Below are 17,884 nucleotides of genomic sequence, written 5' to 3'. Positions count from 1 at the left end.
CAAACTGGCACTATTACCATTGAAAAAACTTATCCCAGTCACCGGGTCTCCCGTGGTTTGAACGTATCTTAGCCGCGTCATAACCTGAATTTCTAGCTATCACCGCGCGCATGTGGGCAGGATTTTTTCTATAAAACTTTTCGAGACTGAACGGTTTGGCGGGAGCCGCCGCCGGGAACTCAGGGGGGATTTCTGGCACCGCTGCCGATCTAGCATTTCTAGCATTTCTAGCAGTCGTCAGCATATCGGTAGTCACAAATTCATTACTCGGTAAGCGTCTACCCGGGTAATTAACTGCAAGCTCCTTAGATACAGTCCTCGCGGCCGATGAGGCCGCCGTTGAGACGAACTTCGCCCCAATCGCAACGCCACCAGCCACCCCCGCCACAATCCCCGTCCCCAGACTCAGCCAGCCCAGCCCTTCGCTCACCGCCCCTTTTGTCAGCGCGCTGCCCACAGCACTCCCCAACGAGATCACTCCCGTGACGCTTGCTACAGCAGACGTAGCCGATGCTACCGCACCGGCGGTAGCCACACTGACGAACACCGCGGTAAAAGACGCCGCTAATCCCGCCGTCAACACCGTGGCGGCGATGCCAGCAGCCAGGCCAAGCCACCAGGGGATATGCCCATCCGGGTCCAGATAATTCACCGGATCCCCCACGCAATAGGCATAAGCATTCAGCCCGCCGTCGCCAAACGGACTCAAACTGTCCGGGCTATGAAAGCGCATCAGCACCGGGTTATAAGCGCGATAGCCCTGCCCCAGCAGATACCAGCCAGTGGCCGATTCACGCAGTTCGCCATTGAAACCCGAGCGGCTGGCGGCAGCCACAGCCGAGCTCTGATGGCCATAGGCGCTATAACTCAGGTCGTTGATGCTCTGCGGGCTCACTTCAGCGAGAACGGTTTTCCGGGCATCGGTCGCCAAGAGCTGCGTTCCGGCATTGTTGCCGCCCTGATGCTCCGCCAAGAGCTGGTCACCGGCCCTGCTAAAGCTTCGTTGTTCTTCGCCGCGCAATTGATTGGCGAGTTGTCCATCCCGGTAAAAACGCTGTTCACTGCCATCGGTGCTACGGCTGTTGGTCAGGCTGTCCAGAGCGTCATAGCCGTAATCAACCGCCGGGATGTCAGCGGTTGCGCTAACGCTGAGCAAACGCCCCAGCGCGTCATATTTGATCGTCCGCCCTGCTTCATCCATCGTCAAGTTACCGTTCGCGTCGTAATCCAGTTCGAGGCGCTCAGGATAATCCTTGTGGTTATTGCTGATGACTCTGAGCTGCGTCGGATCGTCGTCGGAGTATTCGTATTGAGCAGTGTTGCTGCCCTCGGCGAATACCGTCGTCACCTCGGTGAAGTTGTCCAGTGCATCAAACGTGAATGTCTGGCTCTGGATCTGCTTGCCCAGCGGGTCCTGCGGTGCAAGCGCACCGGTTACGGTGTACCGCTCAAGCCTGCCGCGCGGGTCATATTCGAATGTTTCGTCGCGCAGCAGCGTATTACCTTCGCTCAACGTGCGCTGCTGCAGATGATCGGCAGCATCGTAGGCTTGAGCCAGCGTTTGCTTGGTGCCATCCGGTAGAGCGAAGCTGCGCAGCACTTCGCGGCCAACAGTGTCGTACTTCAGGGTGATGTGCAGGTTTTGGTTCTGGGCGCTGTCAACCGAGCCGATACTTTCGATTCTCCCGTGCGCGTTGTTATAGATGAACGTTGAAGTCAGTGTACCGACGCGGGTGCTCTCAAGGCGACCGCTGCTGTCGTAGCTCCAGGTCTGAGTCGCCCCCACGACATCGGTATAACTGAGCAACCGGCCATTAAGGCTGTATTGATAGTCCGCGGTGTAAGTCTTGCCGCCCTGCACCCGGCGTTCCTGCTTGAGCTCGCCATTGGCAAAATAGTCCCGCTCCAGCTCCTGATCCTGCTCCTTGCTGCTTATCAGGCGTGCGTTCAGCGGGTCATAGGTGTAATCGGCAGTGCTGTTGAGCAGCTTGCGCTGAATGGGGTTTTCGCCCAGTTGCGGTTGATACAGGTAATCGATGACTTCTTTGCTCGGCGTGTGCACCTTGTGGGGTTGCAGACGCCCGTCGATAAACTCAAAGCGTGTCAAGCGACCACCGACGGTTGAGGCGGTCATGCGTCCCAGCCCATCGAAACGTTGCTCGCCCAGCAGCACACCATCGACGCTGATGGACACCGGTAGATCGTCCCGGCTATGGCCGGCGTAAGCGCGTTCGATCTGTGCGTCGCCAGGCAGGCGATTGCCTGTGAGACGGTCAAACGCGTCGTAGCTGAATTCGCGTAAATTGCCCAGTGCATCGACCTGGATGAAGGTACGACCGAGACCATCGTACTGAATGGACTCCAGGCTGATGCGCTGGTTACTCGCATCGAGTCGCTCGATGGAATCCGGCTTGCCGAAAAGATTATTAAGCGTGACGGTTTTACCCATCTCAGCCTGCCACTCCGTGGTGGTGCGCTCGACCGGATCCTCAACCTTGTGGCGCTCGATGCCATCCGGCCCGGTCACGCTGCACTGCTCGCCCCAGTCGTCGTATTGATAGGTGCTGGTCAACGGCAGTTCGCGCAGGGTGGCGTCGATCAGCAGCCAGTCTGAAACCGTGTCCGCAACCAGCAAACCGCGCACGTCGTAGCTCGCACTGTAGATTTTCTTGTAGGCCTCAGGCTGGCTCTCATCGGCGCCTTGGCGCAGCTCTTCGATCACCCGATTGTTGCCGTCCATCAGCGTGCGGGTCTTGATGCCCTTGACGTTGGTGACCGTCTGCTCGGCCTGCTGGCCGTCGCTTGCACTGAGGACATAGTCATACTTGCGCACGGCTTTGAACTCCTCGCTGCCCGGAGCCACGGTTTCCTCGGTGACCCGGCCCAGCGCGTCGTAGCGGTAGGCGATTTCCACGTCGTTGTCGTCGCGGTTGAGCAGCGGCTGGCCGTTGAGCAGCGAGTGTTCCAGGGTGTAGGACTTGTGCACGTCATCAAAGTCGGTGCTCAGGCTGATCACCGTGTGCTGCACGCTTTCCTCGGCACGGGCGCTTTTTGTGCGCTGGTAGGCATAATCGGTGATGCTCGACTGACCGTTCAGGGTCTGGGTTTCCTGCAGTTTGCGCCCGTGCAGGTAGCGGTTGGCGGGCTCATCGATATAGGTAAAGGTGGTGCGTTGCAGTTCGGTTTCGCTGGCGCCCTGTACCTGCAACAAGGTTTCGCCGCTGATGGCCAGCCAGTCGGGCGTGCTGCCCGCGCCGACGCCGGTTTGCAGAGCGTAGCGATAGGCGCTGCACAACACCGGGGCCTCGCCGAGGGCATCGGGCGCCGGGGTTATGGTCTTGTCCTGCAGATTGCGCACAAACCCGTGCGGGTCCGGTGGGCAGCCATCGCCTCCAGTGGCCAGGTAATAGCGGCTGGTTTCGAGCGTGCCATCGGGGTTTTCCTGGGTCAGCAGGTTGCCGAACTCGTCGAAGGTGGTGCGGGTGGTTTCCTCGTGGGTCTGGCTGGAGGTGCTGGGGTGATACCAGATCTTGAGCACGGCATCGGGCAGCTGGCACTGGGCAGGTTGCTGGAGAAACGGCTGGCCCGGTGTGGAGTGATAGGTGGTTTGGGTCGTCAGCACGTTGTCGTTCTGGGTCACGGTCTCTTCAGTCAACAGGTGAAAGTTGTTGAAGGTGCGCGTGGTGCTGCGTAGCGCCTGGTCCTGAACCCAGAGCATTTCCGTGCTGCTGTAGGTGTAGGCCGGGTCGGCCTGGTACAGGTTGTCCAGGCCATCCTCATCCCAGACCAGACCGCTGGCGTCGAACCCGAGGAAGTTTTCGCTGGAATAACTGAAACGTCGCTCGACAGCAGGCTGACTGAAGCCCGGACGCTGTTCATGGCGTTCCACCCGGGGCAGCGACGGGTAGTGGTTTTGCGGGAACTGGTGACCCAGAGGGTCATAGCTGATCAGTTCGTGCCCGCCCAGCGGCGTGCGCAGTTCCGTGATGCACAGGTATTCGTTGAACAGCTCGTAGACAAAACGCCAGGACGCCTGATTGGTAGTGGGCAAGGCGATGCTGACCAGTTCGCCGTTGTTCAGGCTCAAATTGAAACTGGCCAGCGGCGTGCCGTTCGGGCCTTTGTCGGGGTGCAGGTGTACAGCAGTGCTCGTGGTGCCGTTGCGCTCGACGCTGAGCAAGGTGCCATAGTCATCGCTGATCTGTTGCAGCAGGGCTTCACCGCCGTACAACGTGTAAGACAAATCGACCCGATGGCCTTCGGCCGAATGCATCTGGGTTACCCAGGCTGCATCGCTGCCGAGGATTTTGCCGAGGATTTCCACCAGGCCGGATTTGTGCACCACGCGGTACTGATCATTGGCTTCGAAGGAAAAGTGAAAACTGTCGATCTTGCGTTCCGGCACCGTGGGTGCGTTCTGCGGCCCGTCGATGCGAAAGGTCTCGCCGGTGGACAGCGAGAGGATCGAAGTCACAGGGTCGAAGTGCGACAGTTGCAGGCCCCAGCCCTTGCCGAAGCCGGTGTCACGGCTGTTCATGGGGCTGAAGCCCAGGCTGAGCGGCACGATCGGGCCACACAGGTGGTTGGCCTTGAGTTCAGGCAGGGAAATGGAGCAGGTGTACTGCCCGGTGCGCGGATCAACCCCGGCCTGTACGAAGCTGAGGAAATTGAAGGCGTTGGAATGGACGGTCGGGGTGGGCATGAAGAAAATCTCCTTGGGATAAATGGATCAGGGCTGTGGAACCGCCGAGCGCACGATCTTGACGCAGGAAAGTTTGCCACCCACTTGCCCGGTAGTTGTACTGGCAACTAACAGGACACCCGGCGTGACCACCGAACCCACTGTTTCTTGTCCGGCGATTTCAATGTCCATTGGCAGCTCCATGGTCGTAGGATGTTGTACCGTCTTGAAGCGATAATAAAATGCACCCGACTCAGAACAGTCGGGTGCATCCGTGAACGTAAAGACTGTGGCGGACGGCACTTTATCCAGTTTGAAGGCGTAGGCGTCATCATTCACGCACCCCTCTGAATTATCCTGAAAATTGACTTCCGACGTTACAAAAGGCAGGGTGCAGTTGATTTGTTGATACGTACCGTCAGCGCCTTTCTTGTTATATATAACGATTTGACCTTCATACTCTTCACTCAGCAAAACGGATGAATGGCCGGCGAAGGCAGCAAGTAACAGCCACCCGGCCATGTTGAGTTTCTTTTTGGAATGAACAGGCATCATGTTATTGCTCCAGTCAGCAGGGTGAGTGAAACCAGGCGTCGGTTTACCAGGCAGTGATTCCTTTAAGATAATGTCAACGCTAGCATTGATTCCTCGACCCACAACCTAGTAGTTCTACCAGTAGCGGCGTTCCCTCGCGTGGAGTAACAATGTTGCCATGTGATCGCCGTGGTCGTGGGTATGTACCTACCCTTGACCACCCCTATAGAGCTCTGGTTATAGCCAACCGCTATAGCTTTCAACTTTTAGAGGCAACAAACATGGTCAGCAAAATAAAAACCGGCAGCCAAGCTGTTGCGAGCGGCCATTCGAAAGAAGCGTTGCTGGAGTTACTCAATGTCAGGCCAAGCACCCTCGGCTGGGACGCCGTTGTCGTCTACAACCGCGGTCGCGCCAACGCCTTGATGATGCAGCAATACATCCAGAAGCTCACGGCCGAAAACTATCTGCGCCCTATCGACGGGGAAATCCCCTCCGTAGACGGTTCGAACCTGAAATTCTTCGGTATTCAACTGGGCATACCCAGGCTGTCTTTCGAAAACGCCAGCCTCACCGACTCACGCGCCAGAGTGACGCTACCAATAATGGGAGGCCTGGCGATATTGAAAAGTGAGCCCGTGGGCGGTTACAAGGGCATTCATTCAATCATGCGCCCCAATGGTGCCGCAGGCCCCAAATTATGGCTGGACGTTACGCTCAAGAGCGCACCCGGTGGAGTTGACGAGGTAGGCACTGTACAAATTGATTTGTCAGACATGGAAAATTTCGATACGGATCTGTTTTCTGACTCTGTAAGTATTATCAATGCTCGGGAATTTTTCAAGACGGAATTCAAGAAACATCCAGAGCTGCAGGTTTACGCACTTGGCACCTTGAGCCAGCAAGTAGACTCCACACTGAAACCGACATTTTTCAGGGTGCATACGCAGGCAGCACCTGACGCTAAACTGCGCAGTGCCCCCAACTACGGTGACGGGGCGGTGGTGGTATTCGTCACTTTCGAAGGGGGCGTCAACGGTGGCAGTCCGGCGGCGAATAGCGACTTTGAATACATGATCCCCAATGATGAAGAGGGGACAAAATATTCGAGTGCTATATTACTGTCCAACCGCGTGCTTTTGGCAAAACTTATCAAGCCCACTCTGGACAAGCAATTACCTCAGGCAGCCTTTATCATCAACACGGGCACCGATGCAGAAGGCAACCCATTGCACGCCTGGTTACAAGCCACGGCAGGCGAAGCCACATGGCCGAGTTTTGTATTCGAGAGTGAACATGCCGGTGGCGAAAGTACATTAACCGCTAAGCAGGCCATTAAGTTTGAGATGAAGCAGGGTGATTTTGCCGGCCTGCGCGTCCAGTCCAAAGATAATACAATTAATGTAAGCTGGGAATTCGAAACGACGATACCCTTTCACCAGCATGTTGCCATTGGAGGGGGCGCAAATGATGAGGAAAATGATGGTGACATACCGATGGAGATAGGCCCGATTATCAATATGGTACCTGTCATCGATGTGACCGATCCACATAGCTTTATTATAAAGTTCGAAACAGAAGAGTATTTCAGTAATGGCTGCAGTGTATCTAAACCCGGCTGGATTAGTTTTTTTGGATTTGAGGACTTTTCCGAACTTGCGAGCGTACTGTTCGATAAGATCGATACGACTGTGGGCGATGTGTTTAAAGAGATAAAACTTCCCGACATCGACACCTTTCTCCTGCGAAACCTGCTCTTCCCCGATAGCAATTCAATGGTCCTCACTGACGTCCATGTCCCCGGCGACCTAGCGGTGTTTGGCAACGTCAACCCTTCACTGACAAGCTTTGTCATTTCCCCGGAATCCCCGGTGCTGAACGCTGGCAGTGTACGGAAATTCGTCACTGACCCGGTCATTGGCGGGGTTGAATGGTCGTGTCGCGCTCTTCCAGGAGACACCACGGGCCCTATTGGCTCCTTCAGTGCCAATGGCGATGGTACTTACACCGCGCCGTCGGCTGATGTCATGGGAGGCAGGGGCGCACAACAGGTGATCGTGACTGCTAAAGGCACGGTGAATGGCCAAGAGGTTTTGTCCTCAGCGCTGGTGTCGATTGTCGACAATGCAATTTCTGTCAATCCGCTTTTCCAGGTTGCCGGCCCTGGGGTCTGCATCCCTTTCACCGCAGGTACGCTGGATGACCGCAAGCTGATCTGGGCAATGAAAGACCCTGGCCAAAACGGCCAGGTGACACCTGATCAGGATGGACGAGGGGCCAGCTACACCGCCCCGATACATCCAGAACCACCCGCACCGGTTACGATGTTCGTTCTTGAGGTCGTACAGGTTACCGACGACGAAAACAATATGGGCCAGGCGCATGTTCTGGTCATAAACAAAACACTGGGCGGACAGGTCCAGGTCGAGATCAAGGTCGAGGTCAAGGTCGACCCGACGAACCCGACGAAAGAGACGAAAGAGACTTCGACTACAGCACAACTTCAGTTCATGAAGCTGTATGACTCAGGCCCCCTCCCTGTTCCTCACGTAAAGCTGAAGTGGACCCTGCTGGCGGGTGGCGGCTCGGTGAGCGATGCCGGGCTGTACATCCCGCCAGAACAAAAACTGCCGGGGTTTGCGATAGTGACCTGTGCATTCGAAAGGGAACCTGAGTTCGAAGGCGCGCCCATACCCGTCGATTATGGCTACACAGTTCTGCCCCTGCCTTTGGAGGCGTACCCCGATCTGGGTAGAGCTTATAGCTGAGAGTTTCTAATCAAAACCCGATCTGCACGCTTGCAGTCTCGGAGTATCGAGCGCGCCGAAATCAAGTTTGAGAGGTGTGAAATGGCAAATTCAAAAGAGTTTCTTTTACAAACCATGAAAGGCCGCGCCAACACGCTGGGTTGGGGCGCAATTGTTTCGTTCAACCGCACCAAGGTCAACCACCTTCTTGCACAGCAGCATATTGCTCGCTTCACCACCGAAAGTTTCCTGCCTGCGATCAGGGGAGAAATATCCCTGGCGGGTACGCAAACAGTCGAACTCAGCGGAATAATCCTGAGTGAACCACGACTCTCCTTTGAAAACGCTTCGCTGTCAGACGCCATGGCCCGCTTGCACATGGACATTGTCGGCGGCACCCTCACTCTCATGGAAAATGCCCCAGGTTCTGCCTCTCGCGCGATTTCCAGTTTCAATATTGCTGAACAGCATGGTTACTCGCTGGATGCCGACATCGAGCTGAGAAAGGTGGTCGGCACTATCAACAAGAAATCAGAAGTGGTACTGGATCTCTCCATGGCAACGGGATTCACCAGTAACCTGATTGAGACAGGCATTAGCGATACCCTGATAGGCGATTTCTTCAAGACACAGTTCGACGCATTGCCGATGGAACTGCAAGTTTATAGTCTGGGCATCCTGGAACTGGGCGAGGATGATCTCCTGGCGCCCAAAGATTTCTACATCCTCACTCAGGCAGCGCCGGGCGCAAAAGTCCTCAAGGCTGATACCTATGGCGACGGTGCTGTCGTGCTGTTCGTCAGGACCAAGAATAATTTGCACAACGGGACACTGCCTGATGACGCCGGCATGCCTTACTTCATTCCGGACGACAAAGCCCCCGGAGAAGATCGTTCGCTGTATTCAGGCTCTCTCTTGATTTCGCGCCAGGCCATGTTCCATTGGTACATTGCGCCTTATGTTAGCACGCATATTGGTCGCGGATTGAGTTTTGAGGTCAAGGATGATTCGGAAGAAACGGGGAGCTATGAGCTGAAGGCGATGTCAGGTCGTTATGAAGTCCCCCCTATAGACATAATTTATGACACAGACTCAGATAGTTATCACTTCAAAAAAGAGGACTTTGCTATAAGTTTTGCGCAAAATCTATTCATCTCCATCACAGAGGATTATAGGCTGGCGCTTCGCTGGACAGGAACTCAAGATGAAGTATTTCATTATTGGGACGACGTCTCAGGCTGGTATGATGAACATGAAGACGTAGGCACTAAGTTGAGCTTCAATATGGAGTTAATTTTTGATAGCGTGCTTGACTCCGATCAAAACAGCGTCCACTTCGTTAAATCAACTGATTCCTATATTACTACCGAGGCGCAGATAAACTTCGCGCCCGTTATCAGCGCACCCGAAGAACTCAGGGTTCGGGCTCGTCAGGAGTTACAAAAGATCTTGGAAACGATTGAAGCGTTATTCACATCCATCGACATCCCTGAAATCAACTTTTTCGCCATCAACCACTTGCTGTTCCCTGAATCCAATACGCTGATTCTGAAAGAAGCTTATCTACCCGGCGATCTCGCCCTGTTCGGTGAAGTCGACCCAAGTCAGAGCTCATTCAGCCTGAGCCCACTGTACACAACGGTAAAAAACGGTGATGAACTGCAGTTTGAAATTGTCGAACTGCGCTATCGGGCCAGAGCGGCGGATATAACCTGGGGGGTGCGCGATATCGATGGTTCTCGCGCTCAAGGGGATATCACCCAGAGCGGCAGGTACACCGCGCCATTGCTGGGACTACTGGAGGACAAGACCACCCGCAACGTGATAACCGCCACGTACATTGACCCGCAAACCCAAAAAGAAGTTACCGCCTCGGCAATGGTAGTCGTCGTTTCCAGTTCGATGGCAATGGCTCCCGCCATGCATGCCATAGACCTGCGCTTCTCGCCACAGCCGTTTGAGTTCAGAGCCTCATCATTAACCGATAACCTCCTTACATGGACGCCGTTGCCTGCCGATATGGGCACCCTTATCGGAAACGGCAGACAGGCCACCTATACCCCGCCCGCCACGGCGCCAGCAGGGATATTCAACCACGTCGCTGTCGAAGCAACAGACACTGTCACACAGGAAAAATGCACGGGGATCGTATTGTTAATCAACGGTGCCATGCCAGTTGATATCGAGCCTGCGTTTCATCCTGGACTTGCCCCATCCGCTTCAGTGACTCTGTCTAGAAAAAGCATGCGCGATGCACAGAAAAGTCTGACCTGGAGCGTGGAAGTCGGTACAGGCAGTGTCGGCGCCTCGGGCACTTTCACAGCGCCGGCACAGATAACCTTCCCGTACAGCATCGTCAAATGTAGTTCTTTCGACGGGATCGGCACGCAATCCGGGTATGGCGTCATTCATCTGTCCGAGGTCGCCCCGCGTGCACAATGGTCCACGGTTGTCGACTTCGAGATCGAAGAGCAGTCCGGCTCGGCGATAGTGTTTGCTAATGGCCTGGCCCAGGTCATGCTCAAGGTTTCCGTGCAACCCAAAGACGAGAATAACAATGAAGTGGACCTCACCGCCTCTGAAAAAGCGAGTGTACGGTTGATCTTTGAAGATAGCCTGAATGCGTTACCTTATGTGGGTGAAAGCGGAATACCCGAAGATGCCCCAGCGGACAAACAGTGGGCGGCGAACAAATCAGAAAATGGCTATCTTTATTACCCTGCTACTGCACCATCTCCCTTGGCGGGCAATGATAATTCAGTATTCCTGTATGTCCAGACGCGTGGTGTGATACCGCGAAAAATTGCCGCTGCCCTGACACGTGCCGACAATGTGGAATTCAACTCGACGGCCAATGGCGGAAGCGAAGAGAAACATAACATCATCGAAATAAAGCCCGTTGCGCCCCCTGCTTACGCGGTGGAAAACTATGAGTTCCCGGCACCTGTCAGGGTGGAAGGCGGAAAGGATGATGATTTCGCGCTTAATACGGTAGATTATTACACCTTGCGACTCAAAGACGGTAATCAATATATTAAGTTTCTGTCCCTGGAGTTCGAGGGTCATTCCAGTATGGTGCAATGGGAAAGCCGCCAGTATGCCGAGGAGGTTGGCAGCTATACAGGGTATTCCCTGTCAGGCAGCCGCACACTTCAATTTGACCCCGTATTTATTCAGACCATTCCAATGGCGCTAAGGCCAGCCAGCACATTGGCAAATAATATAACAACACCACAGGGCGCTGTATTGATCAGCCTGCACCGCCGCATGGACTTTCCTTACAACCAAGTGCTCGATGGAGATTTCACCACGCCCGTGCGCTTGAAACTGATCGATGAGTTCGGGAATTCGCACAGCATCACGGTTCGATTCGAATCGCCGACACAACGCAATGCATTGATCATCGTGCCTGACTGAAGCAACCGCGATCGTACAGCAAGAGCCAGTGCATAACTGTTATCGCCCCCGATTTTGAGGAACTATGTGATGCCCACCCCGACCGTCCATTCCAACGCCTTCAATTTCCTCAGCTTCGTACAGGCCGGGGTTGATCCGCGCACCGGGCAGTACAGCTGCTCCATTTCCCTGCCTGAACTCAAGGCCAACCACCTGTGTGGCCCGATCGTGCCGCTCAGCCTGGGCTTCAGCCCCATGAACAGCCGTGACACCGGCTTCGGCAAGGGCTGGGGCCTGCAACTGTCGCACTTCGACCCTGTGACTTCGATCCTCTCGCTGTCCACCGGCGAGACCTTTCGCATCGACGGGCCGCAGAGCGCACCCACGGTGCCGGAACGCAAGATCGACAGTTTTCACTTTTCCTTCGAAGCCGATGATCAGTACCGCGTGGTGCACAAATCCGGCCTGGTGGAAATCCTCGGCAAAATCCTCGGCAGCGATGCAGCCTGGGTGACCCAGATGCATTCGGCCGAAGGCCATCGGGTCGATTTGTCTTACACGTTGTACGGCGGTGAAGCCCTGCTGCAACAGATCAGCGATGACTATGGCACCTTGCTCAGCGTCGAGCGCAACGGCACCACGAGCACTGCTGTCCACCTGCACCCCGACAAAGGCCCGAACGGCATGCCCCTGGCCAGTTTCAATTTGAGCCTGAACAACGGCGAACTGGTCAGCATCGCCTTGCCCACTACCAATCAGGCGTCCTGGCGTTTTGTCTACGAGCTGTTCAACGAATACCTGTGCATCACGGAACTGCGCACCCCGCTGGGCGGGCACGAACTGATCAGCTATGACCCCCAAGGCCACCAGTTCCCGCAAAACTACTACCCGTCGCTGCCCCGGGTGGAACGCCATGAACAGCGTCCGGGCTTCAGTCAGCCTGCTGTCGAGCGACGTTTCAGTTATTCCAGCGAAAACTTCCTCGGGTTCGACGCCAGCGGTCTGGTCTGGGATGAGGATGGCCTGGACAACCTGTACCAGGCCGACCCGGCCTACACCTACAGCACAGCAGCACGGAAATGCTCTGGGTTCAGGACCAGGCGCTACGCAGCACCACGCGCACCTTCAACAACTTTCACCTGTTGACTGAAGAGACCGTGACCCAGAACGACAACGTGCTGACGACCCAAACCACCTATCACTCCACACCGGGCCAGCCGTTTCTCCAGCAACCTGCCCAGTGCCAGCTGCCCGATGCCGTGCTCAAGATCTGGTATCACCCCAGCACCTCCAGCCAGACCCACGAGGAAACCACCCGCACCACCTTCGACGAGTTCGGCAACCTGCTGACCCAGGAAAACCCCGATGGCACGCTCGAAACCAGCCGCTATTACCTGGCCACTGGAGGCGATGGCTGCCCACCGGACCCGCACGGGTTTGTGCGCAATCTGCAGGACAAGACCATAACCCCGGCGCCCGATGCCCTCGGCGAGGCCCCGGTGTTGTGCAGCGCCTATCGCTACGCTCTGCAAACCGGCGTCGGCGCGGGCAGCACGCCCGACTGGCTGGCCATCAGCGGCGAAACCTTGTTGCAGGTACAGGGCGCCAGCGAAACCGAACTGCAACGCACCACCTTTACCTATATCGATGAGCCCGCCAACCGCTACCTGCACGGGCGCAAACTGCAGGAAACCCAGACCCTGAACGGTCAGTCGAGCATCACCGATTATGCCTACCAGCGCACAAAAAGCGCCCGTGCCGAGGAAAGCGTGCAGCACACGGTGATCAGCCTGAGCACCGACTTTGATGACGTGCACAAGTCCTACACCCTGGAACACTCGCTGCTCAACGGCCAGCCGCTGCTCAACCGCGACGACAACGACGTGGAAATCGCCTACCGCTACGACGCGCTGGGCCGGGTCACCGAGGAAACCGTGGCTCCGGGCAGCGAGGAGTTCAAAGCCGTGCGCAAGTATGACTATGTCCTCAGTGCAAGCGACGGCCAGCAGGCCGAGCAGACGGTCACCAACGTCAAGGGCATCAAGACCCGCACGCTGATGGACGGCAACAATCGGGTGATCGAAGAGCTGCGCCAAGGCGCCGATGAGAGCCAGCCTGAGGCCTACAAGAAAATCTACAGTGCGAGCTACGACGTGCGCGGTTTGCTGGTTGCGGACACGGTTTCAGACTGGCTGCTGATCGACGCCACCCTGCGCGAACTGCCGTTGACCAGCACCTATCAATACGACGACTGGGGCGAGCAGTACAGCGTGACCGGGCCGGATAAGGTAACGCAAGTCACTCAAAGCAATCCCATCCTTAAAACCGTGCGCAGCTGGGTGCAGAGCAGCGATGCAACGCCGCTCATCAGCGGCATGAGCGAGGTCAAGACCAACACCTTTGGCAAGTCCGAGTGGAGCAAGGCACTGGACGCGTCAGGGGGCATGGTCAGTCAGATTGACTACGTGTACGACGGGCTGGGCCGCTGCATTCAGGAAATCGACCCCATGCGGCAAAGCACGCTGTTCAGCTATGACGCTCGGTCCAGGCTCGTGAAAACCACCTTGCCTGACCGTACCGTGGTCGAGAAGGATTACGCTGGACACAGCACCGAAGCCTTACCGATCAGCATTCGGGTCAAGGCCGCCGATGCCCCCGATGCGACCCTGCTCGGGGAACAAAGCTATGACGGCCTGGATCGTCAGACCCACATCAAGGTTGGTCCGCGGACCACACGCTATCTGTATGACGGTGGCCAGATGCAGATTGACCGACTGATCACCCCCGGCAACCGCACCATCCATTATGAATACCAACTGGGCCTCACCGACCAACCCGTGCGAACCATTGCAGATGATGAGCAGGCAGATTTCACTTACGACTCTGCCACAGCGTCGATAAGCAGCTCGCAAAACAGCCACAGCCGCAGCGAGTTTGATTACGACCTGTTCGGCCAGCTCAAACGCGAAAGGCGGATTGAAAGCGGTCAGACCTGGGAGACTGTATTCAGCACGTCAATGGGCGGGCGTCAGCTCGGACGTCTGGATGCCAGCGGGTTGAAAACCGCCTATGAATATGATCCCCAAGGCCGGGTCAAGTCAGTGAAACAAGGTCAATTACAGGCCGACTTCGACTACTCCAGCCTTGGCCAGTTGAACTGGACCATCACCACGGACTTGAGCCGCGGCCACACACTGAAAACCACAGTGGGCTATGACGATCAGGGTCGCGAAATCGAACGAACCGTCGAGCTTCAGGGTCACGAGACTCACCGCATCAGCCAGACCTGGCGCAGGGACGGCAAGCTGCTCACCCGACATCTGCAAGCCGAAGAACGCTCTCTGCTTGATGAACGCTTTGAATACGACATACGTGGCCGCTTGCACGTACATACCTGCGGCGGAGATTGTCTGCCGCAGGATCGCTACGGCAACCCGATTCAGCAACAATGCTTTTACTTTGATGCGCTTGACAACATTACGAAGGTTAACAGCACCTTTGTGGACGGCAGTTCCGATGAGGCCACGTTTTATTTTGCGTCAGGTGATCCAGGTGATCCAACGCAGCTGCAGCGCATCGATCACACTCACACTGCTTACCCTCCCAGCGTGAGCCTTAAATATGACTTAGAGGGGAATCTCGTCCGCGACGAAAATGCCCAGCAGCTGGCTTACGATAGCCAGAGCCGTCTGCTCAGCGTAACCACTGTCGAGGACGTTGCGGCCGGTCAATACCGTTACGACGCCCACAACCATCTGGTTGCGGTGCAACAGGCAGAACAGCACGAAACCCTGAGGTTCTACCAGGGCGAACGCCTGGCCACACTGGTGCAGGACAGCAAAACCACCAGTTTCCTGTATGACGGTGCCAATCCACTGGGCCAGCAAGTTGTCGGCGACGAGCCGCAGACCTTGCTGTTCATGAGCGATGCGAAACAAACCATCCTCGCGGAGAGCCAGGCCGAGCAATTGCGCACGGCGGTCTACAGCGCCTATGGCGAGCGCAGCCCGAACAGCGATCTGCGCAGCCTGCTGGGCTTCAACGGCGAAGTACGCGATGAAATCAGCGGCTGGTATTTGCTCGGGCGTGGCTATCGCGCGTACAACCCGACCCTGATGCGCTTCCATAGCCCGGACAGCCTGAGCCCGTTCGGTGCGGGTGGGCTCAATCCGTATGTGTATTGCCTGGGCGATCCCATCGGGCTGGTTGACCCGACAGGGCATATGTCGCGCGGGCTTTTCCTGGGCTTGAACATTGCCGGGCTGGTATTGGGCATCATCGGCACAGTCGCCACCGGCGGCCTGGTGGCCCCGGCGTTAAGCGCTCAGTTTGCGGCGTTTGCGGTAGCCCAGACAGCAGGCGTTGCAGCTGTGGTAACGGGAGGGATTGGCATCTATACGCCGGATCTTCAGGCCAAGAAGGTACTGGGGGGAATAAGTACGGCGCTGGGGATCGTGTCTTTGCTGGCCGGGGTGGCGACGATTGCGACGGGGAGTTCGAAGTGGTTTGGGAAGGGGGCAAACATGGCAGGATCTGACGATTTGACGTCTCCAGCCCCTCTTGAAAATTACTTCGTTAAACGTTCTATTCCGAAGGCTAAATTAACGCCTGCGCAGGTACAAAAAGTCGAAGGCATTTCAGCGTCTAGTCAGACAGATATCTCGGCGGATTTCGGAAAAACTTTCGCCACACAATCAACACAAACCGATTCACTTCAACCAGGTATCGGATCCCTTGGAAGCGGCAAACCGCAGCCGCCTCCTAACCCGAACCCGTTCCTTGATGGAATCAGAGCTGGAGTGACATTGAGAAAAACCACGGCTGGCAGCTCTAGCCAGCTAACAGGCCCAACTAACGAACTAGCTGCATTTTTCACAGGCATTCAGCCCGGAAGAAAGACCCCATTTTCCGTGAAAGGAATACTGAAGAAAACAGAAGGAATTCGTGCTCAGCAAACATCTATGATCGGAGAAAAACCTCGAGTACCCGGAGCGCAGTCGTTTTTTTAAATAAAAACAAGCATGAGCGCCCTGCTTCGGCAGGACGCTCTATAGCTCAAGCTTCCAGAATTATATTTTCCCGCCGGAAATTCAGGTAACTCTTTCCTTCATCAAAACTCACTTCAATATCTACCCAGAACTGTTCACTCACTTTGAGCTGTTCCAGAAATGATCGAGCCAGCACTTCGCTTACCCCGGTACCCTCCTCGCCCGGCGTCAATGGCCGCTCTGCAAATACATCGAAATACAGGTCGCCTCCGTTCTTGTCGACGCCTTCGGCCCACATGTGCATTAACTGACCGGCCTTGATGTAGACCCAGGGCGTGATACTGAAGTCAGCGCCGTTAGGCACCGATGACAGCTTCAGCGTCACCGGGTTGGTACCCGTGGTTTGTTTGCACACCAGTTTTGGAAATCGGGTGTCGGCAATGGGCTGGATCGTCAGCAGGTAGGTGGCAGAGGTTTCGACCTTGCCTTGCGCACGGGTGACGGTGTAGTACACCTGCACCTGCCTGCCGGTGCCGATATTGCCGGGTATCGCACTTGCCGGTATTGCGTACTTGTACCCGCCCGCAATGACCGGTGTGCTGGTCTCATGGCTGGCGCTCAGGACAAAACCGGTCCAGTACACTGTCACCACGTCGTTGGGCTGCAGATCGATTTCCTCGGGTACCACCACAACCGCACCACTCGTGACGGATAATGGATCAAGCGTGCCGGTCCCGCCGCCGGCGGGTACGGATCTTTCAACCGAAGGCGAAACGAGCGGCACCGGCTGCGCATCTACGGTTAACGACACCGCCCGGGACAACACGCTGATATTTTCAGCCCGATCCTGCACCTCATAACTTGCATAGCGCATTCCATCGCCACTATCGACGATCATATCGCCATCAAACTCGACGTCCAGGCTCATATCAGCCTCGGTCAGCGTTTTCTCGCCCGCCAATAAGTCGCCCACCGGCGACGTTTCCCAGTACAAAAAAAGCGTGTCACCGGGCTTGGGCTGGTCGTATGTGGGGACTGTGGCCGGCAGCTTATTGCCGTGATCTTCGAGATAACGAGCCGTGACCCTGTTACCGATCAGATCGACTGGAAACTCCAACGGGTCTTTGCTGCCGGCCAACACCGGGGCGGTTTTGTCGATGGTAACGGTAAACGACGGGGTCGAATTATTATCATTGCCGCTGGGAAAAATGACCTTATAAAACAACCTGTGCGAACCCTCTGTCAGTTCTGACACGGGAACATGAGCGAACAATTCCTTTACATCAATCGGTGTGGGGAGCAGCTTTCGGGCAACCTCGCGGTCGTCCCACATCAACACCACGGTTTCAGTAAAGCCGGGCGCAGGATTACTTCCCCTCCAAAGGGGAAAAGTCACTGTCAGGTCAGACTGCAGCGCCGACTTCGGCAGCAGATTAATTTCGCCGCCGGGGATATCGTCCAAGGCGTCAGGCACATCGGGATCCAGTAACGGTGCATCCTGATTGATTTCGCTATCCATATCAGAATCCTTTCTTATC

At 56.0% G+C, this 17,884-nt stretch carries 7 protein-coding genes; 4 read left to right on the top strand and 3 right to left on the bottom strand.

Translation table 11 applies throughout. The annotated features are described in order from the left end of the window. Positions 1 to 13: 13 nt before the first annotated feature. Both I9H07_RS09040 and I9H07_RS09035 read right to left on the bottom strand, forming a co-directional pair. Positions 14 to 4,702, bottom strand: coding sequence for an RHS repeat domain-containing protein (locus I9H07_RS09040; RefSeq protein ID WP_248957205.1), 4,689 nt, complete (start codon positions 4,700 to 4,702; stop codon positions 14 to 16). A 27-nt stretch (positions 4,703 to 4,729) separates the two neighbouring features. Then, positions 4,730 to 5,236, bottom strand: coding sequence for a hypothetical protein (locus tag I9H07_RS09035; protein WP_058390967.1), 507 nt, complete (start codon positions 5,234 to 5,236; stop codon positions 4,730 to 4,732). A gap of 260 nt (positions 5,237 to 5,496) precedes the next feature. Here I9H07_RS09035 and I9H07_RS09030 point away from each other — a divergent pair, with 260 nt between their 5' ends. From I9H07_RS09030 to I9H07_RS09015, 4 genes are all read left to right on the top strand, one after another. After that, positions 5,497 to 7,983, top strand: coding sequence for an Ig-like domain-containing protein (locus I9H07_RS09030; RefSeq protein WP_236426455.1), 2,487 nt, complete (start codon positions 5,497 to 5,499; stop codon positions 7,981 to 7,983). Between the two features lie 81 nt (positions 7,984 to 8,064). Then, positions 8,065 to 11,379: a hypothetical protein gene (locus I9H07_RS09025; protein ID WP_236425750.1), complete on the top strand. Its 3,315-nt coding sequence runs from the start codon at positions 8,065 to 8,067 to the stop codon at positions 11,377 to 11,379. 69 nt (positions 11,380 to 11,448) lie between these two features. Continuing rightward, positions 11,449 to 12,504, top strand: coding sequence for a hypothetical protein (locus tag I9H07_RS09020; protein ID WP_248957204.1), 1,056 nt, complete (start codon positions 11,449 to 11,451; stop codon positions 12,502 to 12,504). Further along, positions 12,438 to 16,367, top strand: a complete 3,930-nt coding sequence (locus I9H07_RS09015) for an RHS repeat-associated core domain-containing protein (protein ID WP_248957203.1) — start codon at positions 12,438 to 12,440, stop codon at positions 16,365 to 16,367. Before I9H07_RS09020 ends, I9H07_RS09015 begins: the two co-directional genes overlap by 67 nt. A 46-nt stretch (positions 16,368 to 16,413) precedes the next feature. On the opposite strand, the gene I9H07_RS09010 is transcribed toward I9H07_RS09015, so the two are convergent. Further along, positions 16,414 to 17,865 (bottom strand): hypothetical protein, encoded by a 1,452-nt coding sequence (locus I9H07_RS09010; RefSeq protein WP_236425613.1) that lies wholly within the window; start codon positions 17,863 to 17,865, stop codon positions 16,414 to 16,416. Positions 17,866 to 17,884 lie beyond the last annotated feature (19 nt).

Origin of the sequence: Pseudomonas syringae, from assembly GCF_023278085.1 — a bacterium.
Taxonomy (GTDB): Bacteria; Pseudomonadota; Gammaproteobacteria; order Pseudomonadales; family Pseudomonadaceae; genus Aquipseudomonas; species Aquipseudomonas syringae_Q.
The sequence above is the reverse complement of the archived record's forward strand: the minus strand, read 5'-3'. Positions and strand labels throughout refer to the sequence as shown.